The 25,327-nt window shown below is 52.8% G+C and carries 25 protein-coding genes; 13 read left to right on the top strand and 12 right to left on the bottom strand.

Annotated features, from left to right (window positions below):
- Positions 1-9: 9 nt before the first annotated feature.
- Positions 10-1,347, bottom strand: a complete 1,338-nt coding sequence (locus hmeg3_RS13185) for an MFS transporter (protein ID WP_094564127.1) — start codon at positions 1,345-1,347, stop codon at positions 10-12.
- Positions 1,348-1,822: 475 nt separating this feature from the next.
- Between hmeg3_RS13185 and hmeg3_RS25195 the strand changes: the two genes are divergently transcribed.
- Both hmeg3_RS25195 and hmeg3_RS13175 read left to right on the top strand, forming a co-directional pair.
- The gene (locus tag hmeg3_RS25195; protein ID WP_094564126.1) at positions 1,823-2,857 is read left to right on the top strand and encodes a hypothetical protein; all 1,035 of its coding nucleotides are present in this window, start codon (positions 1,823-1,825) and stop codon (positions 2,855-2,857) included.
- 90 nt (positions 2,858-2,947) lie between these two features.
- Positions 2,948-3,406 carry a hypothetical protein gene (locus hmeg3_RS13175; RefSeq protein WP_094564125.1) on the top strand — a complete coding sequence of 153 codons (459 nt, stop codon included), beginning with the start codon at positions 2,948-2,950 and terminating at the stop codon, positions 3,404-3,406.
- Between the two features lie 254 nt (positions 3,407-3,660).
- On the opposite strand, the gene hmeg3_RS13170 is transcribed toward hmeg3_RS13175, so the two are convergent.
- Positions 3,661-4,302, bottom strand: a complete 642-nt coding sequence (locus hmeg3_RS13170; RefSeq protein WP_094564124.1) for a DUF1109 domain-containing protein — start codon at positions 4,300-4,302, stop codon at positions 3,661-3,663.
- A complete protein-coding gene (locus hmeg3_RS13165; RefSeq protein WP_094564123.1) occupies positions 4,299-4,883 on the bottom strand; it encodes a sigma-70 family RNA polymerase sigma factor in 585 nt (194 codons plus the stop codon). Before hmeg3_RS13165 ends, hmeg3_RS13170 begins: the two co-directional genes overlap by 4 nt.
- 146 nt (positions 4,884-5,029) lie before the next feature.
- On the opposite strand from hmeg3_RS13165, the gene hmeg3_RS13160 reads away from it, so the two are divergent.
- Positions 5,030-5,614, top strand: coding sequence for a TetR/AcrR family transcriptional regulator (locus tag hmeg3_RS13160; RefSeq protein ID WP_094564122.1), 585 nt, complete (start codon positions 5,030-5,032; stop codon positions 5,612-5,614).
- Between the two features lie 17 nt (positions 5,615-5,631).
- Here the strand turns inward: hmeg3_RS13160 and hmeg3_RS13155 are convergent, their stop codons facing one another.
- Positions 5,632-6,276: a DUF1109 domain-containing protein gene (locus hmeg3_RS13155; RefSeq protein ID WP_094564121.1), complete on the bottom strand. Its 645-nt coding sequence runs from the start codon at positions 6,274-6,276 to the stop codon at positions 5,632-5,634.
- 258 nt (positions 6,277-6,534) lie between these two features.
- On the opposite strand from hmeg3_RS13155, the gene hmeg3_RS13150 reads away from it, so the two are divergent.
- The 5 genes from hmeg3_RS13150 to hmeg3_RS13130 are packed head-to-tail and all read left to right on the top strand — an operon-like array spanning position 6,535 to position 10,668.
- Complete coding sequence (locus tag hmeg3_RS13150) at positions 6,535-6,813, top strand: DUF2282 domain-containing protein (protein WP_050477637.1); 279 nt, start codon at positions 6,535-6,537, stop codon at positions 6,811-6,813.
- Positions 6,814-6,838: 25 nt separating this feature from the next.
- A complete protein-coding gene (locus hmeg3_RS13145; protein ID WP_094564120.1) occupies positions 6,839-7,681 on the top strand; it encodes a DUF692 domain-containing protein in 843 nt (280 codons plus the stop codon).
- Positions 7,678-8,445 carry a DNA-binding domain-containing protein gene (locus tag hmeg3_RS13140; protein WP_094564119.1) on the top strand — a complete coding sequence of 256 codons (768 nt, stop codon included), beginning with the start codon at positions 7,678-7,680 and terminating at the stop codon, positions 8,443-8,445. Before hmeg3_RS13145 ends, hmeg3_RS13140 begins: the two co-directional genes overlap by 4 nt.
- 31 nt (positions 8,446-8,476) lie before the next feature.
- The gene (locus hmeg3_RS13135) at positions 8,477-8,962 is read left to right on the top strand and encodes a DoxX family protein (protein WP_094564118.1); all 486 of its coding nucleotides are present in this window, start codon (positions 8,477-8,479) and stop codon (positions 8,960-8,962) included.
- A gap of 41 nt (positions 8,963-9,003) precedes the next feature.
- Positions 9,004-10,668, top strand: coding sequence for a methyl-accepting chemotaxis protein (locus hmeg3_RS13130; protein ID WP_094564117.1), 1,665 nt, complete (start codon positions 9,004-9,006; stop codon positions 10,666-10,668).
- Here the strand turns inward: hmeg3_RS13130 and hmeg3_RS13125 are convergent.
- Positions 10,665-11,852: a winged helix-turn-helix domain-containing protein gene (locus hmeg3_RS13125; protein ID WP_094564116.1), complete on the bottom strand. Its 1,188-nt coding sequence runs from the start codon at positions 11,850-11,852 to the stop codon at positions 10,665-10,667. The two genes, hmeg3_RS13130 and hmeg3_RS13125, sit on opposite strands and share 4 nt — an antisense overlap.
- A gap of 256 nt (positions 11,853-12,108) precedes the next feature.
- Between hmeg3_RS13125 and hmeg3_RS13120 the strand changes: the two genes are divergently transcribed.
- On the top strand, positions 12,109-12,402 hold the full coding sequence (locus hmeg3_RS13120; RefSeq protein ID WP_094564115.1) for a YciI family protein: 294 nt from the start codon (positions 12,109-12,111) through the stop codon (positions 12,400-12,402).
- A 94-nt stretch (positions 12,403-12,496) separates the two neighbouring features.
- Here hmeg3_RS13120 and hmeg3_RS13115 read toward each other — a convergent pair whose 3' ends face one another.
- From hmeg3_RS13115 to hmeg3_RS13090, 6 genes are all read right to left on the bottom strand, one after another.
- Positions 12,497-15,100 carry an EAL domain-containing protein gene (locus tag hmeg3_RS13115; RefSeq protein ID WP_094564114.1) on the bottom strand — a complete coding sequence of 868 codons (2,604 nt, stop codon included), beginning with the start codon at positions 15,098-15,100 and terminating at the stop codon, positions 12,497-12,499.
- A gap of 226 nt (positions 15,101-15,326) precedes the next feature.
- Positions 15,327-16,688, bottom strand: a complete 1,362-nt coding sequence (chrA, locus tag hmeg3_RS13110; protein WP_094564113.1) for a chromate efflux transporter — start codon at positions 16,686-16,688, stop codon at positions 15,327-15,329.
- Between the two features lie 34 nt (positions 16,689-16,722).
- On the bottom strand, positions 16,723-17,457 hold the full coding sequence (gene arsH / locus hmeg3_RS13105) for an arsenical resistance protein ArsH (protein ID WP_094564112.1): 735 nt from the start codon (positions 17,455-17,457) through the stop codon (positions 16,723-16,725).
- Positions 17,438-17,869 carry an arsenate reductase (glutaredoxin) gene (arsC, locus tag hmeg3_RS13100; RefSeq protein ID WP_094564111.1) on the bottom strand — a complete coding sequence of 144 codons (432 nt, stop codon included), beginning with the start codon at positions 17,867-17,869 and terminating at the stop codon, positions 17,438-17,440. The genes arsH and arsC overlap by 20 nt, the downstream gene beginning before the upstream one ends.
- A gap of 164 nt (positions 17,870-18,033) precedes the next feature.
- Entirely contained in the window at positions 18,034-19,317 is a 1,284-nt protein-coding gene (locus hmeg3_RS13095) for an arsenic transporter (RefSeq protein ID WP_094564110.1), read from the bottom strand.
- A gap of 145 nt (positions 19,318-19,462) precedes the next feature.
- Positions 19,463-19,798: a helix-turn-helix transcriptional regulator gene (locus tag hmeg3_RS13090; protein WP_094564109.1), complete on the bottom strand. Its 336-nt coding sequence runs from the start codon at positions 19,796-19,798 to the stop codon at positions 19,463-19,465.
- Between the two features lie 805 nt (positions 19,799-20,603).
- On the opposite strand from hmeg3_RS13090, the gene hmeg3_RS13085 reads away from it, so the two are divergent.
- The 4 genes from hmeg3_RS13085 (at position 20,604) to hmeg3_RS13070 (ending at position 24,168) form a co-directional block, all read left to right on the top strand.
- Entirely contained in the window at positions 20,604-20,810 is a 207-nt protein-coding gene (locus tag hmeg3_RS13085) for a hypothetical protein (protein ID WP_094564108.1), read from the top strand.
- Positions 20,811-21,183: 373 nt separating this feature from the next.
- Positions 21,184-22,626 carry a S8 family serine peptidase gene (locus tag hmeg3_RS13080; protein ID WP_094564107.1) on the top strand — a complete coding sequence of 481 codons (1,443 nt, stop codon included), beginning with the start codon at positions 21,184-21,186 and terminating at the stop codon, positions 22,624-22,626.
- A gap of 15 nt (positions 22,627-22,641) precedes the next feature.
- Positions 22,642-22,983 carry a DUF1843 domain-containing protein gene (locus hmeg3_RS13075; RefSeq protein WP_157739266.1) on the top strand — a complete coding sequence of 114 codons (342 nt, stop codon included), beginning with the start codon at positions 22,642-22,644 and terminating at the stop codon, positions 22,981-22,983.
- A gap of 3 nt (positions 22,984-22,986) precedes the next feature.
- Positions 22,987-24,168 carry a radical SAM protein gene (locus hmeg3_RS13070; RefSeq protein ID WP_094564105.1) on the top strand — a complete coding sequence of 394 codons (1,182 nt, stop codon included), beginning with the start codon at positions 22,987-22,989 and terminating at the stop codon, positions 24,166-24,168.
- 397 nt (positions 24,169-24,565) lie between these two features.
- Here the strand turns inward: hmeg3_RS13070 and hmeg3_RS13065 are convergent, their stop codons facing one another.
- Positions 24,566-25,129 carry a recombinase family protein gene (locus tag hmeg3_RS13065; RefSeq protein WP_094564104.1) on the bottom strand — a complete coding sequence of 188 codons (564 nt, stop codon included), beginning with the start codon at positions 25,127-25,129 and terminating at the stop codon, positions 24,566-24,568.
- Positions 25,130-25,327 lie beyond the last annotated feature (198 nt).

The following is a 25,327-nucleotide window of genomic DNA, read 5'->3' as shown; positions in this document are numbered from 1 at the left end:
CGGTTCTCCTCAGGCGGGAATATTGTTGGCAGGAACGGCAAGCGCAGGCTCGTCGCTCTTGTCGGTAGCAGTGAAACGTACCGCGATGGCGCACAGCGCCGACACCGTCACCAGCACACCGAGCATGCTCAGTGTCTGTTGCGTATTGCCCAGACCTTTCATCAGGAAGCCCGCCAGCACCGCGCCGACGTTGCCGCCCGCGCCGATGATGCCGGCCACGCCGCCCAGTGCTTTGCGATCAATAAAGGGCACCAGCGCATACGTCGCACCGCAGGCCATGTGTGTGAACAGGCCAAAGCACAACATCGCGATGACCGCCAGCGTGACGCTGCCTGCATGGGCAAACCACAACAGGCCGAGGCCTTCGCCCAGCATCATCACGAACAGCAGGGTGGCGCGGCGATTGAGGCCGCCACGCAGTGCTACCTTGTCGGAGATGATGCCTCCCAGCGCGCGTGCAAACAGCGCCAGCAAACCAAAGCTTGCAGCAGCAATGCCGGCACTCTTCAAAGACAGGCCGAAGTGATCCACGTAATAAATAGCGGCGATGTTGTGGATGAAGATTTCCACGCCGAAGCAAGCGCCATAGGTGACAAACAGCATCCACACGCGGTAGTTGGCGCTGGCCGCGCGGAAACTTGCCCAGCCGCCTTTTTTGCCGCTATCGATAGTGATGCCGGCAGCGCGCAACTCCTCGAAATTGCCTTGCGGGCAATCCTGGGTGAAATGCCAATACAGTGCCGCCATCACCAGCATCAGCAAGCCCGGCACCAGCAGCGCCACGCGCCAGCCTAGGTAGTCGCCCACGCCCAGCATCAGCATGGCCGTCAGCAACAATGGCATCAGACCTTGCGCCACACCGCCGCCTGCATTGCCCCAGCCAGCAGTTGCCGCATTGGCGGTACCGACGACATTGGGAGCGAACATCACCGAGGTGTGGTATTGCGTGATCACGAAACTGGCGCCGACCGCACCGATGCAAAGGCGGAAGAACAGGAAGCTCTCATAGCTTTGCGAAAAGCCGACGCCGATCACAGGAATGGCGCCGATCAGCAGCAGGCCGGTGTAGGTCTTGCGTGGGCCGAAGCGATCGCACATCGGGCCGATGATCAGGCGCACCAGGATTGTCACGGCGACGGCGGCGATATTGATGTTGGCAATCTGTTCGATGGTCAGGCCGAGTTGGCCCTTGATGACAGGCATCAGCGGCGCGCAGGCGAACCAGGCAAAGAAGCAGACGAAGAAAGCCATCCATGTCAGATGGAAGGCGCGCATTTGCGGCGAACTGATCGAGAAGAGCTGGATCTTGCTTGCCTTGCTGGTGCTGTTTTGAGAAGTCACGGCCATTTTTATCCCGTAAAAAACAAAAAGGCGCCCGCTCAACAAGGCAAGAATGCCAAGCTAAGCGGACGCCGTTGTCCTGCAGATCCGTCTTTAGATCGGCATTAAGAATTGGGGGGATCGTCGTTGATCCGTATACAGCACTATGCAAAGCCTGTGCCAGAGGGGCTGAATCCCTTATTGCAGAAGGGTTTCAGAGGAGAGAGAGGTGGCGGGGAGAAGATCGCGAAAAAAATATATGTCATGTTATGAGGTGTCGCGGTGCACGGCTGCTCGTAAATGGTGCGCTGCACCGGGCGATTTTGGGTAGTTCGTTTTGTCCTGTTCTTAATCAAGTCGCTGGAAATAAAATGCCGTCAGGAAATGGTGTTGAGAGGATTGAAGAATTTATGCATGAGCCAATTGCGGAGATATAGAATCACCATACGCCATGGTTCCTGATGGCTATCCTCATGACCAATAACAAACAAGAGGAATTCTCATGAAAATTAAACCTAATTTGTCTGCAGTATTTTTAGGTCTTCCCTTACTCGTCTTTTTCTCGCTTTCTGTCTGTGCCAGCGATATTGTCTTGAAGCGTGGAGAGATGATTGATCTTGGCAGCATGCAGCCAGACGGCGGGGCATATTATTTTGATCACTTGATATTGGAAGACAAGACGATCATCGCGATTCCATCTTCCCGGCGCAAAGCAGCGCTGATTATCAACAAGATCACTTCGACAGGTACTTCGTATATTTGGTTATACGACGATATCGTTCATCCGGTTCCACCCAAGCCGCCAGCCAAGGCTCAGGCTGGATACAACGACAAAGGTGCGACCGGTGACACAGGCAAGGCAGGAAATGATGGCGCAAGCGGATTTCAGCTGAAGCTCACCGTAGGCATCGAGAAATTGGAGAAGTTTGTAGTGCTGGGGCAAGGTGTCGGTGGTGGCGTCGGAGGAGAAGGGGGAGATGGCGGAAAAGGAGGCGGCCCAGAGTGTGTCCCGCAACGAAATGGTGGAGACGGTGGAAACGCAGGCGGTGGCGGCAACGGAGGTCGTGGGGGACAGGGAATGCTTGCCAGTGTGAACTTTTCCGGTCTGGATTTGACGAGGGTACATGTTGATAAAAAATTGCCGGACCTGACCAATGAATTGGTAAAGCAGCTTCTTGATATCGCGTCGCTGTTGAAAGAAAAGCAGGTCGCAGGATCGGGCGAAAAAGGCAAAGGGCTGATGATCCTGCGTGGTGCCATCGGATCAGTATTGGCGATAAAGGAACGCGCACCGGATGCTGTAGACGTTACTCCCCGACAGTGGGAGCAGGGGATGAGTTTCTATGTTTCAGGCGGCTCAGGGGGCGGCGGCGGACGTGAAGGGCAGGCCGGGCCAGGAGGTGATGGTCGCGTCTGTACCGGACCGTTTTGGTCAATCCATGTCGATCAGGGGCATCCGGGAACCAGTACTTACACTACGGGTCCCGCAGGATCGGCAGGCTCGCCCGGAGACGTTGTCCTGGTTAAAACGGACTGAGAACAGGAGGGATACTCAGACCTTGTAATCACCTGTTGAAAATGTTGTATTTCAAAACTGTGGATCAACTAACTACCGAGGCGAGGGGCTATGAAACATCTGATTTTTGTTCTTTCCATTTTTCTATTCGGCTTTGGCGCGGCGTGTTCGGCGCGGACGATGCCGGAGGACGAGTCGCAGGCGCTAGGCCGCTTGAATATTTCCCATATTAAGCAGGAACTGAGTGAGCAATATACTGCGCTTCCTGCCGAGAAAAATTTAATTGCTCAGAACGCTTGTCGCGGCAAAGGCGAAAGCTGCAGCTTCAGCAATGACTGTTGCGGGAATTTGTATTGTTTGGGGGGTACGGCTGGGGCGCATTTTTGCCGCGAGATCGGCGAAAACGGAATCAAGGAAAATAAAGAGTTCCAACGCAAGGCTACTCTCTCCGCTGCAAAGAGCAGTTGTGAACAAGCATGCTACGACGCGAGAAATCAATGTATCGATAGGCAGGGAAATACAGAAATGTGCGATCCGGCTTATGATGCGTGTGTCGCTAAATGTGACTGATAGAGGGGTATGTCGTGACAGGGAGTTGGCAAGCTTGCGCAAATGAACTGATTTTGCAGCGGCATGTGATTGGTGCTGTTTTTCTCTCCGGCACCTCTCTCAGTTCATCAATGAAAAAGTAACCTGCTCATCCATCTCGTGTTTTGAAATTTACTTTCCTGAGGCGTTTTCGGTTGCCGGATGGCGAATATCTCAAGTATCACGCAGTGGAATAAGTAAAAAGATGAGAAGTGCGAGGCGAACGATACATTTGCCTACCAGCGCAACACCGCCGGCCCGAACAGCCATCCCAGCACGGCGGGAATCAGCATGCCACCCAGATACCAGATACCCCAGAACGGCACGCCCATTTCCGGGCAATGCAGGCAATACGCGACGGTCGCTACCGAGCCGGCCAGCAAGCCCGCCATGGCGCCCGCCAGACGCAAGCGTGTCGGCGCCAACTGGCGTACCGCCCAGGTGATCGTCACGCAGGTCGGGATCGACAGAATGGCGATATTGAAAGGGCAGCGACGCCAGGTGAAGCCCATGATCAGATTCAGGCGTTCGCTTTCCGGCGCAACCGCCAGCACGGCCAGAGCCGCGATCCAGATCACCAGCACCGGCGTGGCCGGAGCGATCCAGCGCTTGCCCAGACCTGCACCCGGGAGGCTCAGGCGCGTCAGCAGCCATAGCGAGGCGGCCGCCAGCGACAGCGGGAAGGCCATTTTGAACCAGAACAGCGGCGTGACCAGCATGACGCCGATATCCGGACGAATGCCGAACAGCAGCACCATCAGGATGAAGGCACCGGCACCGCCGACAAGGATGGCTTGCGAGAAACGTTTGAACTGCACGTGACGATCCACCGGTTTGACGCCGGTAGTGAGCATGGAAATGAAATCGTCAGTCTTCATGAAAACAATCGTATTTTGGCCGCGAGAGATTTGAGGCCGCGGTGTATGCCTATTTTAACGGCGGATTCGGACCAGCCGGTCAGTTGTGCGGTTTCCGCCACCGACATGCCTTGCAGTTTAACGTGAACAATGGGCAGGCGTTGCTTGTCCGGTAATTGTTCCAGCAAGACGTTGATATCGCGCTTGGCGTCGTTGGCCGGTTCTTCATCGGAGCTGGAGAAGATGTCGACATAGTCGTCCAGCGGCTCGTTGAAGGCATCGTGACGCGAGCGCATGCGCAAGAAGTCCATCAGCTTGTAGCGTGCAATCGCATACACCCACGCCGTCAGTGGTTCGTCGGCACGATAGGTGTGGCGTGCGTTGTGGACCGCCAGCAGGGTTTCCTGAACGATATCTTCAACTTCGTCGTGCAGGTGGAACAGACGCTTTCTGACATAGGCGCGCAGACGGCCGCTGAGGTCGTTGAGGAAGGCGTGATAGGCAGTTTCATTGCCGTCCAGTCCGGCCAGAAGCAGCGCCTTCAGGCGCTCTTCGACGGACCTCCCCGGATCGGTTTCTGCTGTTATTGTCAGTCGCTTCATCTGGTGGCCATGCGATGGCTCAGGTGGTTGGCAAGCATTTGCAGTGCTGCGGCTCGTTTTAGATCACTTGTTTTAAAATGATATACTAGCCCGAATAACAGAGCAATCACGGCAATCAAGCCCATCAAGCCAATACGGCACGTCTCATGGCACGACCACGCGAATTCGACGAAACAGCAGCGCTTGATGCCGCAGTCCAATGTTTTTGGGCCCACGGCTACGAAGCCACTTCGGTGCGCGATCTGGCCGAGAGCATGGGCATCACCGGCGCCAGTCTCTACAATGCCTTCGGCGACAAGCGCGCCTTGTACCGGCGTGCGCTCGATCGTTATGTCGAACAGAGCTTCCTCGACCGCGTCGGCCGTTTCGAAAACCAGATGCCGCCGCGTGCCGCCATCGCCGCCTTCTTCAACGAAATCATCAAACGTTCGCTGGCCGACAAGGATCGCAAAGGTTGCATGCTGGTCAACTCGGCGCTCGAAGTCGCGCCGCATGATCCTGAATTTCAGCGTGTGGTTGCCGACGTACTGGTGCAAGTGGAGGCCTTCTTCCGCCGTTGTGTCGCCGCCGGCCAGAGCGACGGCAGCATTTCTTCCGGACAGTCGGCGGAAGACATGGGACGCATGTTGCTGAGTACCTTGCTCGGCATTCGCGTGCTGGCGCGCACCCGGCCCGAGCGTGCCTTGCTCGAAGGACTGGTGCGACCGGTTGCCGCGTTGCTCGATCCCTGAATAGATCACTACACCCTTTACCAGCGCAGCAAGCGCGGGCCGAGCAGGGCGCCCACCGCCGTCGGCGCCAGCATGCCGATCACATACCAGACTCCCCAGAAGGACACCGTCATTTCCGTGCAATACAAGGTGTAGACCACTACGCCCTGTGCTCCGGCCACCAATCCGATACTGGCACCGGTCAGCATCAGCCGCGTCGGCGCCAGCCCACGCATGGCCCAGAACATCGAAAAAAAGGTTGGCAGCGATAGAAGCGCAATATTCAATGAGCACACCTGCCAGGTCGATCCCAGCACTAGCGCCAGCCGTAGTGACGGCGGTGCCAGCAGCAAGAAGCCAATACTCGCCAACCAGATCGCCAGCACCGGCAAGGCCAGCAGGATCAGTCGCTGCAACCCCAGCAATGCTCCCGGGCGCGCCAGCCGTGCAGTGACGCCCTGCGCCGACATCAATATCGCCAGCGGAAACGACACCTTGATCCAGAACAGTGGCGTGGCCAGCAATTCAGGCATGTCGCTGCGTATGCCGTAGGCAGCCACCAGCAGTGCCGACGCGCCGATCAAACCGATCAGCAACGCCAGTCCGAGTCGTTTACCCAATAGGTCGGGATCGCTGCGCGTTGTTCCTGTTGCAAGCATGGACACCAGATCAGGTGTTTTCATCAGATTCTCCATCCTTGCGTCTTCTGCCATGGGCCGCCACCGGCCCGGCAAGACGCGTTGCTTATATGTTCGTCGGCACGACCGATTCGGTTACACCGTTTGCAAAATAAATATTTTCTAATTTATTTTCGAATTTATTTTCAATTTGCTGTAACCGAACGCCATGGTCCGACGAACTAACGTTCAGATCATCTGCAAAAGAACACTTCCGGCAGATATCTGCTTTCCAACAATCCATTCATCTTTAAGGAGTACGTTATGAACACCATCAAACTTGCAACTGCCGCTTTCACCCTGGCTGCTCTGACATCCGGTATCGCCATGGCGCAAAACACACCAGCCGCAGCGAAGACTGCAGTTGAAAAGTGCTACGGCGTGTCGCTCGCCGGCCAGAACGATTGCAAGGCAGGCGAAGGCACGACCTGCGCCGGCACCGCCAAGATGGACTACCAAGGCAACGCCTGGAAGAATGTTCCAGCCGGCACTTGCACCAGCATCAAGACACCGAAGGGCGCAGGTTCCCTGACTGCAATCTGATTGCATACAGGAGCAGGAGCCTGAAATGACAGCGACACTTGGTGCAGGCCTGGGATTGAAGCCGCAACATTTCGACGACGCGCTGCAATGCGCCGAAGCCGAGATGTGGTTCGAAGTGCATCCCGAGAATTACCTGATGGCAGGCGGTCCGCGGCTTGCATGGCTGGATGCGGTTCGCAGCCGCCATCCGGTGTCGCTGCATGGGGTATCGCTGTCGCTGGCGGGAGCAACTGCTCCCGACCAGCAGCATCTGCATCGATTGAAAGAACTGATACGCCGTGTCGAACCAGCGCTGGTATCCGAACATCTCGCCTGGTCGACATTGGATGGCCGCTACTATCCCGACTTGCTGCCGGTGCCGCGCACCAGCGACATCCTGTCGCGTGTCGCCGCCAATATCCAGCGTACGCAAGAACAATTGCAACGTCGCATCGCCATTGAAAATCCGTCGCACTACCTGCGTATGGAGAATCACGACTGGAGCGAAACCGATTTCCTTGACGAACTGGTGCGCCGCACCGGTTGCGGACTGCTGGTCGACGTCAACAACGTCTACGTCAGTGCCCACAACATCGGTTACGACGCGCACACCTATCTCGACAATCTGCCGGCTGAGGCGATCATGGAAATCCATCTGGCCGGCCATAGCGAGGACAGTGACGATACTACTGAGGCACAACTGCTGATCGACTCGCACGACGCGCCGGTGATCGAGCCGGTCTGGCGTTTGTATCGCCATCTGATCGAGCGCATCGGTGAACGTCCGACGCTGATCGAACGCGACGACAAGATCCCTGCTTTCGCCGAACTGCTGACCGAACGCAACAAGGCGCAAGAGATCCTGTCCGCGCAGGGAGTGCTGAAATGAATCACGCCGCCGATCACTTTCAACACGAATTCATTCGCGCCATTTATGGCGTCGGTGACAGTGACGCTTCAATGGCGCAATTGACCAGCCAGCCCGGCTTCAAGGTCTATCGCAATACCGTACTCAAGGCCAGCGTCGATGCGTTGGCGGCCAACTATCCGGCTATCGTACGTCTGGTCGGCGAAGAGTGGTTTCGCTCAGCAGCCTTGATCCATGTCTGTGCCGAACCACCGGAAAGCGTGTGCCTGATCGAATACGGCCGTGGTTTCGCCGATTTTCTGTCGGCGTTCGGCCCGGCGGCAGAGTTGCCTTATCTGGCCGACGTCGCGCGCCTGGACCGTTTCTGGAGCGAATGTCATATCGCCGCTGACGAGGCACCGCTGGAAGCCGGCATGCTGGCAACATTGGGTGAGGTGGACTTGTTGCAGAGCGCCTTGCGACCGCGCGCCAGCGTCCGCTGGCACTGGTGCGTAAATCTGCCGGCCTATTCCATCTGGCAAGCCAATCGCGAACAACGCGATCTTTCCGACGAACTCAACTGGGACGGCGAGGGTACCTTGTTCTGCCGCATTGACGGCAAGGTAGTGTGGCAGCCGGCAAGCGTCGGCATGTGTGTGTTCCTCGATGCCTGTGCCGCCGGCGAGGATTTGCAGACGGCGACGACAAAGGCCGTCGAAGCAGAACCCGGGCTGGACGTTGCGCGCTTGCTTGGTACGCTGATCCATGCCGAAGCATTTGCCTCGCCTTTCATTCCCACGCGCTGATCCTCATTCATTTTTACTTACGGAGACCATCATGTCTACCTATCCGACACCGACCACAACGACTACCGCAACGAAGCCCAAATCCATCGCCGATTGGTACAACTTCGCTGTCGAACGTGCCACACAACTGGTCGGCGATTCGTTGCTGGCATTAGTCGCACGGGTCGCTATCGCGGCAGTGTTCTTTCTCTCTGGCCGTACCAAGGTCACCGGCTTTCTGACCATCAAGGACAGCACCTACACGCTGTTCGAACAGGAATACAAACTGCCGCTGGTGCCGCCGGAAATCGCCGCGCATCTGGCGGCTTATGCGGAACATTTCTTCCCGTTACTGCTGGTGATGGGGCTGTTCACACGCTCGGCTGCACTGGGCTTGCTGGGCATGACGGCGGTGATCGAAATTTTCGTCTATCCGGACGCCTGGCCGACACACCTGACCTGGGCCGGTCTGCTGTTGTTCCTGGTCGGTCGCGGCGCCGGTGCGTGGTCGCTGGATCGTCTGTTCGGCATCAAGTAATCCTCTTTCCTCCGCTATCTACTATCCACAGTGAGCCAGCCATGTTCGCCAAACTGAAAATCCGTACCAGCCTCCTGTTCGTTCTCGGCATCTTTTCGCTTGCTTTGTGGACGGCGGTATTCATCGCCTGGACCGATACGCGCCAATCGGCCAAGGCCATGAATGAACTGATCGATCTGTCGGACAAGCAGATCCAGCCGCTGCACGAAGTCGAACGACTGTTTCAGTCCACGCTGATCAACATGGATAACGCCTACATCAATCTGGTGCGCGGCGATCAGGTCAAGGCCAACGACTACACGCGCAAGGCATCGATGGCGCTGCAAGAAGCCAAGAAAACGTTTGAAAGTTATCGCAAAGGCGACAAGTCGGTGTCCGGCCTGGCAGAACGGTCGCAGCAAGTCGGTCAGGCCTACGATGCCTATACCAAGGTGCTGGAGGGGCGTGAAGTAGCGCTCTACGACGTCTCGCTTGATGCCTATGCTGCAGCCACCAGCAGTGCCGAAGAGGCCGATCGTGTATTTGCGTCGACCTTGCGTACTGTTATTCGCCATGCTGAATCGGTGCGCGATACCCTGAGCATCGCCTCGGAACAGCGTTATACGATCGCCGTCTATCTGGCGGGTGGCTTGTTCATCTTTTCTTTGTTGCTGGTGGGCTTGTACTGGATGTTGTTTGACCGCGTCTTGCTGCGTCCGCTGGCTACCACCGGCATGCATTTCGACCGTATCGCCGGCGGCGATCTGAGTTCGCCGGTGGAAGGCGCTTCCCGCAATGAAATCGGCGTCTTGCTGGGTGCATTGCAGCGCATGCAGCAAGGGTTGGTGGAAACCGTTTCCTCCATTCGCAACGGTACTGAAGACGTCAATCGTAGCGCACGCAACATCGCTGAAGGAAACATCGACCTGGCGGCGCGAACCGAACAGCAGGCCTCGTCGCTGGAAGAGACTGCCGCGACGCTGGAAGAATTATCTGCCGCCGTCAAGCAGAATGCAGAGAATACCCGTCATACGAACCAACTGGCGGCAACGGCGGCAGGCGACGCCGTCAAAGGTGGCGAGCTCATGGCAAGGATCGTCGGCACGATGGGAGAGGTCTCCGTCAGTGCCAACAAGATTTCTGAAATCGTCAGCGTCATCGACGGCATTGCGTTCCAGACCAATATCCTGGCGCTCAATGCGGCGGTCGAGGCAGCGCGCGCCGGTACGCAGGGCAGAGGTTTTGCGGTGGTGGCGACGGAGGTGCGTTCGCTGGCATTGCGCAGCGCCGAAGCGGCCAAGGAGGTCAAGGTCTTGATCGGCGAATCCGCTGCCTGCATCGATCTGGCATCGTCCCAGGTGATCGAAACCGGTCGTGCCATGGAGCAGATTGTGACATCGGTCAATACCGTCATGAACACCATGAATGAAATTTCGATCGCCACACGGGAACAGGCAGAAGGCCTGGAACAAGTCAGCCGCGTGGTCGTGGAAATGGATAAGTCCACCCAGGAAAACGCCGCGCTGGTCGATCAGACCGCCGAGGCCGCCAATGCACTGACACGTCAGGCCGACAGTCTGGTGCAATCGGTTTCAGTGTTCAACATCGCTGCGTCAGAAACAGATACGAAGGCAGAAGCAGAAGCGGCAGCGCTGGACGAGCGCAGCGCAATGCGTCCGGCAACCGATGTCACGCCGCGCAACATGCTTGGTTATGTTGGCGCCTAGTCTTCGTCCTGAGGCTGAGTCGAACGCATCGATTGTTTCTGGAATTGTTCAAAGCGATGCAGTTCTTCCTCGATAAGACTTTTCAGCGGCGCTGACTTCTTCGCAATCCAGCTCCACTTCTGCATGCGCAGCTTGCCGGCCTGACGGTCCATCTTGAGGTCGATCGCCGCGACGATACGGTCACCAGCCAGCACCGGCAGGGCGAAATAGCCGAGCACACGCTTCTCCGCCGGCACATAGGCCTCGAAGCGATGCTCATAGCCGAAGAACAATTCCAGCCGCTTGCGCTGGATGACCAGCGGGTCGAAGGGCGACAGGATGTGCACGCGTTCTCCCGAGACCGGCTCGGTCGTTGCGATGACCGTCTCCAGTTGCTCCTGCGTGATCCAGTGCTGGCTCTTTGGTGCGCCATCCAGATGCACAGGCACCAGCTGTTTGCGCTTGACCTCGGCAGCAATCAATTCTTTCACCATCGCCTTCATCGGTGCGTTCCCATAGCAGATCGAGTCCAGACTGACGATGCCTTGCGATTGCAACGCGCGTTGCGTCAGATATTTTGCGAATTGCTTTTCCTTCGATGCCGCCGGCCGCCGCTGCCAGCCGAAATGGCGTCCTGCCAGCTCATAGGTCTTGATCATCCCGGTACGTTTGCTGATCACCAGATCGCCGATGAAAAATCCCCAGCGCAAAGCCTTTTTCGATGGCTTACGGCTGCCCCAGGGATGCGTTTTTTCCACCAGTACGTCGTCCTCTATATCGCGGATCGACAAACCGCCTTCCTTGCGGATGCGCTTGAGCAGCGCGGCATAGTCGGCTTCGTCCACACCATCAAACGAGGAATGCGGATTGAGCCGCCGTTGTTCCATCGCCGGAATGAAATGGCGAAACGCGGTTGTCGGTACATAAGCCAGGGCATGCGTCCAATATTCAAATACCGACTTGTCGACCGATTGCGCCTGTTCCAGATCGTTCAGTTTGTAGTCGGGAATACGCGTGTAGAGAATGTGATGATGGCTGCGCTCGATGACGTTGATGGTGTCGATCTGTACATAACCGAGATGCTCGGTCGCCAGCCTGACTGCCTCGGCGCCGGCGCCGAAAGGAGCCGGTTCGTCAAGACGTTGCGCGCACAGCCAGATGGCGCGCGCCTGGGCGGGAGAGAGCGGGATCGAATGGATGCTCATGATTTTACTGGTGACGAGACCAAATGCAATTTCGTGAATTAATGTGATTGAGATTGTAGAGACTTTGGCAGATTCACGTGCACGGCTGCAGGTGATGAACCGTCCCGGCAGCACTCTTTGCCAATGCCGAATAGTCAATTCAGCGGCAGGTGGTTTATCTGCGCGGCGGTAATCGGGATGATGATATGCATCGGCTTCGTGTTTGCCTTTACGAAACCCCTGGATTTACCACCATATCAACCGGACAAGGATAGTCATGAAATTCATCAATTACGTCGGCTACACGGACGACAAGGAAAAGCTCGCAATACACGCCCCCGATCACCAGCGTTACATGAAAAGCCTGCTCGACGCTGGCAAGCTGTCAATGGGAGGCCCGTTCTCGGATGGTAGTGGCGGTCTGATCATTTACGAAGTCGCAACGAAGGAGGAGGCAGAGGCCCTGCGCGATCAGGATCCGTTTGCGATCAGCGGTGTCTTCGTACGATCGGAAATCAAGCCCTGGTTGCTGCTGGCAATCAATCCTGGGCTGGTGAAGCAGGACGGATGAAGATGAGATTCTTCTGCTGCCGATACCTCGCTGTCAGGGAAGAACTAGCATCAGGATTCATTGACAGGGAGCATTCGCAAGAAAAGTGCCAGTATCAATAGCGCAATTGATCGGCAGGTCCTGGCCGGCCAAACGCGTAACCTTGGTATTTTGTACATCCGATCGTAGAAAGAAAATCTCTGACCTCAAGCGTTTCGACACCTTCGGCAATCACATCGACACCCAATGCAGAACCGAGGGCGATGATACTTTTTGCAATTGCGACATCACTCGCATCGACAAGAATGTCTTTGATGAATGACTGATCAATTTTGAGTTGATCAATGGGCAGGCGTTTCAGCAAAGACAAAGATGAATATCCTGTTCCGAAATCGTCCAGCGATAACGAAATGCCGAGGTGTTTTAACATGTACATTTTTTCGACAGTGGCCTGCACATCCTCGACCATCATTGTTTCCGTCAGCTCCATTTTAAGGCGAGCCGGATTGGCGCCAGTCTGAGTAATGATGTTTGAGACATCGGACGTGAATTCCAGATTGCAGAACTGAATTGCGCTAACGTTGACGGCGATCACTATAGGTTTTTCGGGGCTTTCCCGTTCCCATTTTGCTGACTGTTCACAGGCCTGGCGGAGAACCCATTGACCAATTTTGAACATCAATCCACATGTCTCAGCGACTGGAATAAATAGGCCCGGAGGCACCAGACCACGCTCCGGACTCTGCCAGCGCAGCAGGGCCTCTACACCGATGAGTTGTCCCTGCAAATCAACCTGCGGCTGATAGTGAAGAAAAAATTCTTCCTGATCAATTGCTTTTCGCAAGTCAAATTCAAGTGCTGTTCTGAAGTTGACGGCATTTTCAATCTCGACTGTAAACAAGCAAAAAGTGTTACGTCCATTTTTCTTTGCTTGATACATTGCCAAATCACCACGCCGTAACATGTCTTGTGCGGTTGAGTCCTCATTCTGCATAAGAGATGCACCGATGCAGCAGGTGGCATGATGACTCAATCCCGCAAGTTCAAACGGATCGTTCATGGCTGTCAAGATGCGCTGAGCAAACCGCCGAACTACCCGATCAGAGTCCGAGCGTTCTATCCCTTGAAGCAAAACGACAAACTCATCGGCTCCCAGGCGGGCCACATTTTCCGCCGAGTCGGCAGTGGCCACGAGGCGATTTGCAATTTTCTTGAGAAGCTGATCGCCAACGTCATGCCCTAACGAGTCGTTGAGATCCTTGAAATTGTCGATGTCAATGACGATCAACGCGAAGTTTTTATTGTTGTCTGCATTGATCGCAATAGACGACTGAATGCGTTCAATCAGCCGCCGCCGATTGGGTAATCCAGTCAGCGAATCATAATAGGCAAGCCGGACTGTTTCTTCCAGCAATAGCTTTTGCTGGGTGATATCTGTCTGGGTTCCTACGTAGTGAGTAATTTTCCCGGCGACATCACGCACGGCGGTCATGGTAAGGCGAGCGATGTATCGTTCATCGGTTTTCTTTTTTGCGTGGACTTCGCCTTCCCACTGACCAGTTTCTTTCACTATTTTCCACATCTCGTCCCGGTAGTCCGGTTCGCCCTGGGCAAGACAGAAGGGTAGAGTCATCTTGTCAATAAGCTCGGCAAGATTGAAGCCGGTCACCTTCACGAAAGCATGATTGATATCGAGGATGCGATGATCCGGGCCCATGACCCACATGGCTTCTTGTGATTGAAATACGGTGGCCGCCACCCGCAAAGATTTCTCGCTGTTGCGTAATTCGCGCGTGCGTATCTCGACCTCTCGTCGAAGATAGGCAGCGATTCCAAGCGCACTCAAAAATAAACCAATGGCGGCAATCAGCCCCCATACAACAGTTCTTTCTATCTGAGAGCGCGAGCCACGTCCCCATTTTCGTAAAATCTCAAAGTAGATGGATTGCGAATCTTCTTGCCAGGCTCGTAGGTTGCGATCAATTGCGTCCAAGGCATCCTTGTTCTGGCCCTTGGCTGAAGCAAAGAATAATTTCACCGGTTGGAAAACAATTGGCGTGTCAGATAAGCCATGGCGTTCGGCCAACATATCTCCAGCTTGCTGGCTTCCAATGACAGCGTCTGCTTTTCCTGCTTCAACTGCTTGAAATCCCAGTTCGAGCCTGGTTACGGGAACAAAACTGACACTTATTCCCGAGTTCTCCAAGAGTTGCTTGAAATAGTCTGCCTGAACAGAGCCGGATAGTAATGCGATGCGTTTTTCTTTGAGATCAAAAACGGAGTTGATGGCAACATTTTTGTTTCGATAGAGGATGGACCAGCTGTAAAGCGCAGGCACCTTGTGGAAATCAAAGATTGAGGCCCGCTCATCCGTGTAGGCGACATCAGGAAGCAGGTCGATTTCACCGTGCTGCACTGCTAGCAAACAGGCTTGCCACTCACACGGAATAAAGCGCAGAGTCCAGTGTTCCTGCTCCGCGATCTGGCGGATCAGATCGATATGAATTCCTGCTGCGGCGCCATCTTTGTCCAAAAAGATCTTTGGAGGATTAGCGTAGACGCCGATTGTCAATTCTTTGCTAAAACAAGAATCAATACCAATGCCGGTCAACAAGATTGCAAATAAAAATCTGCCAAGAAACTTTCTACTCGTCTGCACTGTGAAGAGAGCGGTGAAGAGGTGGGGGATGCCGATGCGGCTAATAGTTGGTTTCAGCATGTCCGCGTGTCGATTAATCTGAGAGTCGAAATCTCGTTTTCAATATTATGTGATATCGGGTAAAGGGGGAGTGTTGTTTTTAGGTGGTGGCATAAATTATCTTAGTCAATTGATGGGTTGTGTTCTCCGTGATGTGTATTTGTCAGGTATGTCACGGAAGTCAGATCCTGCATGAGGTTCGCCAGCTTCACCGGCGACCTTATGTCTTCAATTGCAGGTTCTCTGTTTAAAGGAATGTTTTGGCGAGCAGCCCAAGCAAGGCGCATGCGATGATGACGTGAATCACATTTCGTTTGAAGCGGAATAATGCAATCAGTGCTGCAAGTGCAATGAGTCCGGATATCCAGTCAAAACGCTGCGCCCATCCTTGCGGCCATAACACATGGAATCCAAAAAATGTGGCCAGATTCAATATCACGCCTACCACTGCCGCGGTGATAGCAGTCAGAGGGGCGGTAAATTGGATGTCCTGATGCGTCGCTTCAACGAGCGGGCCGCCGATGAGAATGAATAAAAAAGACGGTAAAAAAGTGAACCAGGTCACGAGCGTCGCGGCAATCGCGCCGGCCAGAAACAAATTGTCGGGACCCAAGACAGCCTTTGCATACCCACCAACGAAGCCGACAAATGCCACCACCATGATCAAGGGGCCGGGCGTCGTTTCACCCAAGGCCAGGCCATCAATCATCTGGGTGGGCGTCAGCCACGAAAACTGTGCGACGGCGCCTTGATAGACATACGGCAAAACGGCGTAAGCACCGCCGAAGGTCATGAATGCCGCCTTCGTAAAAAACCATCCCATTTGAGTATAGGTGTGATTCCAGCCATATATCGCGACCAGTCCCCCCATCGGAATCACCCACAAAAGTACTCCGATGAAGACAATCTTAAACAGCCTCATCGAGTGAAATTGTGCATGCAGTGGTGTTGGCGTGTCATCGTCGATGATTGCTTTTCCAAACGATTTTTGCGCCACGCCGTGACCGCCGCCGACCGAAAATTTCGATGGCGCAATTTTCCCTCCAGCGTAACCAATCAATGCGGCGACGGCGACAATGACAGGGAAGGGGACATTGAGGGCGAAAATAGCAACGAACGACGCCGCAGCAATCGTCCAGAGAGCGCTATTTTTGAGAGCGCGTGAGCCAATGCGATGCGCCGCCTGTAAAACGATCGCGGTCACCGCAGGCTTGATTCCGTAGAACAAGCCTTCTATCAACGGCTGATTGCCAAACGCGATGTAAAGCCATGACAACACAATCAGAATCAGGAGCGATGGAAGGACAAACAGGACGCCGGCAACAATTCCGCCCCGCGTACGGTGCATTAGCCAGCCGATGTAAGTAGCTAATTGCTGTGCTTCCGGACCTGGCAATAACATGCAGTAATTCAGGGCATGCAGAAAGCGCCGCTCAGATATCCAGCGCCGGTTTTCCACCAACTCTTGGTGCATGATGGATATCTGTCCTGCCGGGCCGCCGAAGCTGATAAATCCAAGCTTTAGCCAGAAAATAAATGCATCGCGAAATCGCACAACAGGTGGTTCTGTTCTCACTTCAATTGGCGGCTGCAGATCGGGTGTATTCATGGATGTTTTTCGTGTTGTAGCGAACACTCACTGGCTAAATGGCGTTGAGATTCGTACGTTTCGCCAACAGGTCTCTGGTTTCGCGTCGTTCACTATACCGGTCGACCAAAAATGGCGCCACGTCCCGCGTCAATAAAGTGGATTTGAACAACTCTTCCATGACGTCAACAACGCGCTCATAGTAAGACGATGGCTTCATGCGGCCATCTTCTTCAAATTCGCGGTAGGCCTTCGCCACGGAGGATTGGTTCGGGATGGTGATCATGCGCATCCATCGGCCGAGAATGCGCATCTGATTGACGGCATTGAAAGACTGGGAACCTCCGGATACTTGCATGACGGCCAGTGTTTTTCCTTGTGTTGGCCGAACCGCGCCTTGCGTCAGGGGAATCCAGTCGATCTGTGCCTTCATGATGCCGCTCATGGCGCCGTGACGCTCAGGCGAACACCAGACCATGCCTTCTGACCATTGTGCCAGCGCGCGCAGTTCTACGACTTTGGGATGCGTTTCCGGCTCGGCATCGGGCATTGGCAGGCTGTGCGGATCGAAGATCTTCACCTCTCCACCCATCGCTTCAAGCAGACGCGCTGCTTCCATGGTCAGCAAACGGCTATAGGATCGATCACGTAGCGAACCGTACAGCAGCAAGAATCGCGGCGCATGCGTTACCGCACCGATATTGGCAAAGTCCTTTGCCGTTGGCGCTTTGAACAAGTCATCGGCAATGTTGGGGAGGATGCTTTGCAGATCATTTGGCCGGTGTGACACGCTGTCCCTCCGCGTTGATGACAACTTCGCCGTCTTCCTTCGTAAATGATCCTTGTTGAGGATGTTGCAGGATATCCAAAACAACTTCGGATGGACGGCATAGGCGAGTTCCCCTGGAGGTCACCACAAAAGGGCGATTAATCAGGAGCGGATGTGCAAGCATGGCATCAAGCAATTGCTCGTCTGTCAACGCCGGATTGTCGAGGCCCAGTTCAGCATAAGGTGTTCCTTTTTGGCGGATGGCTCCGCGCACGGTCAGGCCGGCATCGTTGATGAGCTGGATCAGGATTTCACGCGAGGGCGGATGTTGAAGATACTCGATAACAATCGGTTCTTCCCCGCTATTGCGGATCAGGACGAGCGTATTGCGGGACGTGCCACAGGCGGGATTGTGATAGATCGTAGTTGTCATGATTCATCCTGATATGAAAATGAGGTTGTTGCGGAGCGGGGAAGTGCAGTGGCATACAAGAACAATGTGGTACCGAAGCCGACACCAAACCGGCGATTTGCGTCAATCCGAGAGAGGGAATCAACCAGCCAGGCTTATGGATTGTGGTGTCCATTTTCAAGCGCTCAGGCAGTCAGGCGAAGAGCCAGGGCTGAAAGCGTCACCACCAGAACCGGGATTGTCATCACGGCGCCGACCCGGAAGTAGTATCCCCAGGAGATCTGAATTTTCTTCGTCGCCAGAACATGCAGCCACAATAATGTCGCCAGGCTACCGATCGGTGTGATCTTCGGGCCGAGGTCGCTTCCAATGACATTGGCATAAATCATGGCGTCCTTGACGACACCTTGCGCTGTTGCTGCGTCGATCGATAGCGCTCCGACCAAGACCGTCGGCATATTGTTCATGATCGACGACAGGAAAGCTGTCAGCAAGCCGGTGCCAATGGCTGCGCTCCATACGCCGTGTTGGGCGAAGCCATTCAAGATGCCCGTGAGATATCCCGTCAGGCCTGCATTACGCAATCCGTAGACCACCAGATACATGCCCAGTGAAAAGAAGACGATCTGCCACGGTGCTCCCTTGATCACTTCACGTGTTGGGATGATGCGGTTTTTTGCGGCGACAATCAGGAGGATGAGGGCCCCGGCCGCAGCGACGGCGCTGATCGGTACTCCACGTCTTTCAAGCCAGAAAAAGCCAACCAACAGCAGACCGAGAACCCACCAGCCGGCGATGAAAGTAGCGCGGTCATGAATCGCGTCATTCGGCTTTTTGAGCTGGCTGAGGTCATAGTCGACCGGAATATCGCGACGAAAATACAAAAACAGCACCAGCAGAGTCATGAGCACCGAGACGACATTGACGGGAAACATGACTGCCACGTACTGTGAAAATCCGATCTTGAAGAAATCGGCTGAAACGATATTGACGAGATTCGAAACGACTAACGGCAAGCTTGCTGTGTCTGCAATAAAACCGGCGGCCATGATGAACGCCAGAGTGGCTTGCGGCGAGAAGCGCAATGCCTGCAGCATGGCGATCACAATCGGCGTCAGAATCAGCGCGGCGCCATCGTTGGCGAACAGCGCAGAGACAGCCGCACCGAGCAATATCAAGAGGACAAACAACTTGCGCCCGCTGCCTCCGCCCCAGCGTGCAACGTGCAGTGCCGCCCATTCGAAGAAGCCGGCTTTATCCAAAAGCAAGCTGATGATAATGATGGCAATGAAGGTGCCAGTCGCATTCCAGACGATGTGCCATACCACCGGAATATCGGACAACTGGATAACGTCGAACGCCAACGCGATGAAGGCTCCCGCAGATGCACTCCAGCCGATGCCCAGTCCACGAGGCTGCCAGATAACAAAAACGAGAGTCAGCAAGAAGATAGTAAAAGCGATGAGCACGTATTTTTGTCCTTGTTATGTTGGCTATCCGAGAGCACCAAGCGTATTGATGCGGAACGAGGCAGGGTGGAAAGCCGGCAACTCGCAAGACGCGGCCTGTTGATCCGGCTCGGCAGGTGACGTTGCGAGATTGACGAACGGCAGCTTAAGTTGCCAATCCTTCCTTTTCGCGACATGCACTAGCGGGTGAACACACATTCCCTCCGCAGCAGTTTTCGGTAAGGAAGCCGATTAAACCGTTCATGGTGTCGAAGTTGGCCGAGTAGATGACAAAGCGTCCTTCATGACGAGAGGTCACCAGGCTGGCGTGAGAGAGCTCCTTCATGTGGAAGGACAATGCGGACGGGGTAACGGATATTTGTTCAGCGATTTTGCTGGCCGCCATTCCTTCCGGGCCAGCCTGCACCAGTAAGCGAAAGACCGCGAGACGTGACTCCTGCGCCAGCGCGGCGAGCGCAGCTATTGTTTCTTTGGTATCCATGATTTTCTCATTAACTCAATGATTCAATTATTGTTGAATCATTGAGTTAATACAAGCAATTTGCTCAGATAAATTTTGACGGCTTCCACCTGCATGGATTTAAAAAGGAGGGATTTATCGAGCGAATGTATTCCGAAAAACAAAAAAGCCCTGAAATCTCAACGAAATCAAGGCTTTGTCTGTTTTTGGCGGAAGGTGTGAGAGGCGAACTTAAAAAAAATATGCTTTGAAATCAAGGGTGTTTTTTGACCTTGCTTTTCACCTTGTACCGGTACTTTGTACTAGTTGTCGTACTTTAATTTTTCCTTCTGATTTCGTCAATCAGCTTAAATACTTTTTCGTCACTCTCTTTATGAGGGGGATTTTCCAGGTGCACGCATGGAGTTAGCAACATCTGGAAAGTTTTTCTTCGACGATTATTCAAATCAGTATCTATGCAGATGCTTATACTTCAGTGACGGCTTAACACTTGATGGCATGTCACCGTCAGGTGGTGGTGTGGCGGCGGTCACACTACATATAGCCGAAACCATCTTGTGATGGTTTCTGGAATATCGGAGCTTAGGACTCCGACCTACTACGTATGGTTTGTTTGAGGGGCTGAGTTTTTATTCTGCCCTATGTTTTTCAGCAGCCCTACTAAGGTAGCGACGTTTGAACGATGTGGCCTTCAGTGCTTGCATGAGCGCGTTGGTTGTGGCAGCATCGCTCCAGCTAGATGGTAATTAAGTTGGTAAAGAAAAAATGGTGCTCCTGGATTATTAGGTAAAGTACCCCCCACTTATCCAGTCAATCGAGGCTACTAATGCCAAAAAAAGTCAACGCAATCAAACCGTCAGGGCTGTTTGTGATAGACCTCAAAAGCCTTAATTTGTCTGAAGCACAACTCCGTTTAATTGACGAAGCACTTCAAGACACTGTCCAGCGCGAAATCGCGAAAATAGATGATACGGAAGGTTTAGCAGGCGGACCACTAGAGGGTATCGCTGGCTTCGTCGCGAATCGAGTCTAGCCATGCTGTGCCCCAGTGCACCCTGCAAAGAAAATAGCCTTTTAATTGGTAGGGCAACGAGTCCTACGAGCGTAGTAATACTTCTGACTCCAATACAAGTTTCAAAAGCTTTTGTTACCGAAGCGGAAAAGCATCGTGAACCTGAGAAGCGCTTTAGGTTCGCCTCTGAATGCAGGACAAAGCATTGTCGGAACTGGAGCGGAACTAAGTGTTTGGTTCCAGAGAGTTTAAGCGGATTGGTTTCTGCTGACCCAATAGAAGTGCCGAATTGCGCAATCCGTGAGTCCTGTAGATGGTTCAATCAAGACGGATATTCTGCGTGTTCTGTTTGTGTAAAAGTAACTACTCAGCGTGACTCTTAAGAGGGGGGGAAATGATTGTTTCCGTCGACAAAACCAATCGTTCTCGGCTCGATGTTCCTACTTATACTTATATCGCTCCGTTAAATAAAATAACAATAAATTTCAGTGGTAATAATGGTCAGCAAGTAGCCGCAACTACTTTCATTAATACCGAAGAAAAGAGAGATATTCACCCACAGGTGCAGTCGTTTATTCAACAGGCGAACTTGTTGGGACTAACACACGCAGGCATGGCAGACCAGCCAACAGATATCAGTGAGTTTAGCGATTCAAAAAATAATCGAGTGCGATTTCGCAGCAATGAACTAATCATTGGTTTTCCACGCATAGAGCGAAAAGCAATTGCCTCGGTCATTTTAGATTACAAATTACGTCTTCGATGGTTTGATTCACGCGGCTGGTTTGGTCTTTACCGTGTTACAGAAATCCCAATCGAAAGGGTGTTTGAGCAATTGGCTCGAGACAAAAGAGTGCTCTATGCAGAACCGAATATTCTTGACGGTGCCGATATTTTTGACGTATCCGACTTAGAAGATGATGGCGTATCACCTCCCCAAGATGTACTCTGGAATCATAGTGTATTGAACCGAAAATCTGGGTGGTCTGTTAGCGATGGTCGCGGAGTCATTGTTGCAGTAGTTGATGCTCCAATTTGGCTTAATCATCCTGGACTATCTAATGCGCTATACACAAAGAACAATGATTTTCATTTTGGCGAATCGCCGCCTGAGCCACAGGCACATGGGACAAGCGTAGCAAGCATACTCTGTGATTCAACATTGGTAGGCGGATACACGCTGGGGTTATGTCCAGCAGCTAAGCTCTTACCTGTTTCCATCGATACTTCTGCCAACTCTAGCTATGCTGGAAGAGCAAGGGCGATTAATTTTCTGGCGCAAGTTGCAACAAATCGCGAAGCAATCACTAAGAGCGGAGAGAGGCTTCCTGTACCACGGTTGGTTGTCAATTGTAGCTGGCAACTTCAGGGGGCGCAGGACTTAACATCAGTTGCGCGCGCGTTCACATCTTTGTCTCAGGCAGGGGGAATCTGTGTTTGTTCTGCGGGCAATAGTGATACGGATGCACCACATTATCCATCTGATTATCCATCTTGTATTTCTATAGCCGGCCTTACTAAAACACTATCAAAATCTAAATATTCAAACTACGGTAAGGCTATATCTTTTTCGATGCCTGGCGGTGACGGTACACCTTATGATTTGAACGACATATTTGCAGCTCAGTCCGTAAATCGGTTTGACTATTGTTCCGGAACCTCATTTGCATCACCTCATGCTGCTGGAATGTTTGCAGTGCATTGGTCGAGGAATCCAAACTTAACTCCTTCTCAGCTCATTGAAATTATAAAAACTAGATTTTCTTTGCCTCTGGAGACAACGAATCCAGCGTTAGTTGGACAGCTTGGAGCAGGGCTTATCTGCTTCGCAACCTAATTGAGGGATTGTGATATGCCATTTCCAATGTTGATGTACGGAGTAGCACTAAACCAAGCCATAGCACGCGGTAATCTGTCCGAGATGCGAGAACTTGCAACTGTAAGCGCGTACCTGAAACGTACTCAAACAGATGACTTAGAGTCAGACGAATCGAAAGAATGGGATGAAGCTCATAAACAGCTTCTTGCATCGATAGCCGAAAAAGAGGCTATCAAACTGGCAAAGGAGGACATCGTAGCTATTAGGGATGGTTTTGTCGTATTAGACAATATACAGGTCGCTCGTGCGCTTAAAACACTGTTGGATTCTGACAGTGAAGGGCCTTATATCAAAATTTCCTTCGGTTGGGATTGAATAATGACCATACAACCGGTGCGGCTAATTAGGCTGACTGATAAGACCGAACGCCGGCCGGTTTATGCCGTTTGGGAGCTGACGCTTCGGTGTAATCTGAAATGCAATCATTGTGGTTCCCGTGCTGGAGAGCAGCGCAGTGGGGAATTAACAACTGAAGAGGCATTTCATCTCATAGATGAGCTGGCAGAATTGGGCGTTCGTGAACTGGCGGTCATAGGTGGAGAGGCTTATTTGCGACGAGATTGGCTCGAGATTATTGAGCGAATTTGTTCCTATGGAATTCGACCTGTATTACAAACAGGGGGATATGGATTATCGGAGAAAGTGATAGTCAGAGCGAAGAGTTCTGGATTGGCCGCAATTGGGGTCTCGGTTGATGGAACTTCAGAAATTCACGATAAGATTCGCGGAGTCAATGGAGCACATTACTCTGCTTTGCAAGCCATCCGATGGGCAAAAAAACATGGGCTAGCAGCAACTGCAAATACTCAAATTCATTCAAGGAATTGGCGCCAATTACCTGAAATTTTGTTGGAGCTAGCAGATGCGGGAATTGAAGCTTGGCAACTTCAGTTGACCGTGGCTATGGGGAATGCCGTAGAAAACTCCCAACTGCTTCTTCAGCCCTATTTTCTTGACGAATTGTTTCCGATTCTAGCGAAATTATTTGAAGAATGCGACAAGAGAGGGATTGAATTTCAGGCAGGAAATAATATTGGATATTTTGGCCCTTATGAGCATCTTTGGCGAGGTCCGACGCGGATGTCAGACCATTATGATGGATGCCAAGCAGGTATAAATGGAATCGGCATCGAGGCAGATGGAACGATTAAAGGCTGTCCCTCACTTGCAACGTCCAGATATACAGAAGGAAATGTAAAAAGACGGCGATTGAAGGATATTTGGACAGACCGAAAAAATTTTCAATTGAACCGGGTAGAAAAACCATCTTTATGGGGTTTTTGCAAGTCTTGCTACTATTCTTCTGTATGCAGGGGCGGGTGCGTTTGGACTTCTGATTCTCTTCTGGGGCGACCTGGCAATAATCCTTATTGCCATCATCGTGTTCTTGCTCTGAAAGCACAAAATATCCGTGAAAAAATCGTCAAGGTCCACGACGCGCAACAATCCTCCTTCGGAGTTGGACTTTTTCAAATTGTTGAGGAGGCTTGGGACGATTGAAGAATACACTCCATTTGTGCGGGAATTGTCTACGACACGTCAAAATTGATGAGAAAATTTGCCCTTTTTGTGGGAGGGCACCATCAGTACAAGGAAGCGAATACCGTAGACGTAACTATGCGGCTCAGATAGCATTTAGACGTCTCAACGCTCTTATCGAAGAGCGGTTGGCAAGGCCGAAAACTACGAGCCTTCGAAATGATTGCCCCTAAAAACAGCTTTAGCGAATTACATTTGCAGTTTCGAAACTCTTTTCGTTGATTGGCATCGAAAACTGACTCACGAAAAATGGGCTTGCTGGCTTTCTGATTATTAGGTACAAGAAAGTGTATCCCTTCTGAAAATGGCCGCTCTTTGTGGCCATTTTTCATTTCAAGAGGAGGAAAGTTCTTTGGTCTCAGAATCCTTCACCTGGTTTAGCCAAGTTGTAGAGCGTTGACCTGCTTACCCTGAACTGTGCCACAAGGTCCGAGACCAATAAATCGCGATTGAGCATTGCGATGCCGGCGGAACGTGCCATCCTAGTATCGAGAACTTTTGGCCGGCCGCCCATCTTCCCGCGGGCACGAGCTGCTTTGACACCCGCAGCGGTTCGCTCACGAATTAGAGAACGCTCAAATTCAGCCACGGCGCCGAACAAATGGAAAACAAGCATGCCTGTGTGGCCACTGGTATCAATGCTTTCGCTGAGCGACTTGAATCCGATTTCGCGTTCGTTTAGCTCGTTCACAATTCGAATTAGGTCCCTGAGGTTTCGGCCCGGACGGTCAAGACGCCAGACCACTAACTGGTCTCCTGGTCGAAGTGACCTCAAGCAAAATTTCAATACAGTCCGGTCAGTGGACTTGCCGCTGGCCTTCTCTTCGTAGATGGACTCTGCTCCGGCCAATTTCAGTGCATCGGTCTGGAGGTCAAGGTTTTGGTCGTCAGTGCTGACTCGTGCGTATCCAATGACTGCCATTTTCATCCCCTTTTTACACGCTGGTTGTTGAATAGGATATTGAGTATCCCCAGAGGTATAGCGCGCAGAAAAATGATGCTAAGGCAGAATGTCCAAAAAGCTATCGTTTGTTGAAAGCTATTGTGTGTGATAGCAGTGAACTTCCCCTGACCATGGTTATTTCGTGAGATAGTTTTGAAGCTTCATCTCAGAAAATAA

Origin of the sequence: Herbaspirillum sp. meg3 (assembly GCF_002257565.1) — a bacterium.
GTDB lineage: Bacteria > Pseudomonadota > Gammaproteobacteria > Burkholderiales > Burkholderiaceae_D > Herbaspirillum.
This window is presented reverse-complemented; position numbering and strand designations above follow the sequence as displayed.

What these genes read in the sequence shown, in the direction of transcription:
- hmeg3_RS13185 (WP_094564127.1), bottom strand. Translation starts at nt 1,347, where the DNA reads ATGGCCGTGACTTCTCAAAACAGCACCAGCAAGGCAAGCAAGATCCAG.
- hmeg3_RS25195 (WP_094564126.1), top strand. Translation starts at nt 1,823, where the DNA reads ATGAAAATTAAACCTAATTTGTCTGCAGTATTTTTAGGTCTTCCCTTA.
- hmeg3_RS13175 (WP_094564125.1), top strand. Translation starts at nt 2,948, where the DNA reads ATGAAACATCTGATTTTTGTTCTTTCCATTTTTCTATTCGGCTTTGGC.
- hmeg3_RS13170 (WP_094564124.1), bottom strand. Translation starts at nt 4,302, where the DNA reads ATGAAGACTGACGATTTCATTTCCATGCTCACTACCGGCGTCAAACCG.
- hmeg3_RS13165 (WP_094564123.1), bottom strand. Translation starts at nt 4,883, where the DNA reads ATGAAGCGACTGACAATAACAGCAGAAACCGATCCGGGGAGGTCCGTC.
- hmeg3_RS13160 (WP_094564122.1), top strand. Translation starts at nt 5,030, where the DNA reads ATGGCACGACCACGCGAATTCGACGAAACAGCAGCGCTTGATGCCGCA.
- hmeg3_RS13155 (WP_094564121.1), bottom strand. Translation starts at nt 6,276, where the DNA reads ATGAAAACACCTGATCTGGTGTCCATGCTTGCAACAGGAACAACGCGC.
- hmeg3_RS13150 (WP_050477637.1), top strand. Translation starts at nt 6,535, where the DNA reads ATGAACACCATCAAACTTGCAACTGCCGCTTTCACCCTGGCTGCTCTG.
- hmeg3_RS13145 (WP_094564120.1), top strand. Translation starts at nt 6,839, where the DNA reads ATGACAGCGACACTTGGTGCAGGCCTGGGATTGAAGCCGCAACATTTC.
- hmeg3_RS13140 (WP_094564119.1), top strand. Translation starts at nt 7,678, where the DNA reads ATGAATCACGCCGCCGATCACTTTCAACACGAATTCATTCGCGCCATT.
- hmeg3_RS13135 (WP_094564118.1), top strand. Translation starts at nt 8,477, where the DNA reads ATGTCTACCTATCCGACACCGACCACAACGACTACCGCAACGAAGCCC.
- hmeg3_RS13130 (WP_094564117.1), top strand. Translation starts at nt 9,004, where the DNA reads ATGTTCGCCAAACTGAAAATCCGTACCAGCCTCCTGTTCGTTCTCGGC.
- hmeg3_RS13125 (WP_094564116.1), bottom strand. Translation starts at nt 11,852, where the DNA reads ATGAGCATCCATTCGATCCCGCTCTCTCCCGCCCAGGCGCGCGCCATC.
- hmeg3_RS13120 (WP_094564115.1), top strand. Translation starts at nt 12,109, where the DNA reads ATGAAATTCATCAATTACGTCGGCTACACGGACGACAAGGAAAAGCTC.
- hmeg3_RS13115 (WP_094564114.1), bottom strand. Translation starts at nt 15,100, where the DNA reads ATGCTGAAACCAACTATTAGCCGCATCGGCATCCCCCACCTCTTCACC.
- chrA (WP_094564113.1), bottom strand. Translation starts at nt 16,688, where the DNA reads ATGAATACACCCGATCTGCAGCCGCCAATTGAAGTGAGAACAGAACCA.
- arsC (WP_094564111.1), bottom strand. Translation starts at nt 17,869, where the DNA reads ATGACAACTACGATCTATCACAATCCCGCCTGTGGCACGTCCCGCAAT.
- hmeg3_RS13090 (WP_094564109.1), bottom strand. Translation starts at nt 19,798, where the DNA reads ATGGATACCAAAGAAACAATAGCTGCGCTCGCCGCGCTGGCGCAGGAG.
- hmeg3_RS13085 (WP_094564108.1), top strand. Translation starts at nt 20,604, where the DNA reads ATGCCAAAAAAAGTCAACGCAATCAAACCGTCAGGGCTGTTTGTGATA.
- hmeg3_RS13080 (WP_094564107.1), top strand. Translation starts at nt 21,184, where the DNA reads ATGATTGTTTCCGTCGACAAAACCAATCGTTCTCGGCTCGATGTTCCT.
- hmeg3_RS13075 (WP_157739266.1), top strand. Translation starts at nt 22,642, where the DNA reads ATGCCATTTCCAATGTTGATGTACGGAGTAGCACTAAACCAAGCCATA.
- hmeg3_RS13070 (WP_094564105.1), top strand. Translation starts at nt 22,987, where the DNA reads ATGACCATACAACCGGTGCGGCTAATTAGGCTGACTGATAAGACCGAA.
- hmeg3_RS13065 (WP_094564104.1), bottom strand. Translation starts at nt 25,129, where the DNA reads ATGGCAGTCATTGGATACGCACGAGTCAGCACTGACGACCAAAACCTT.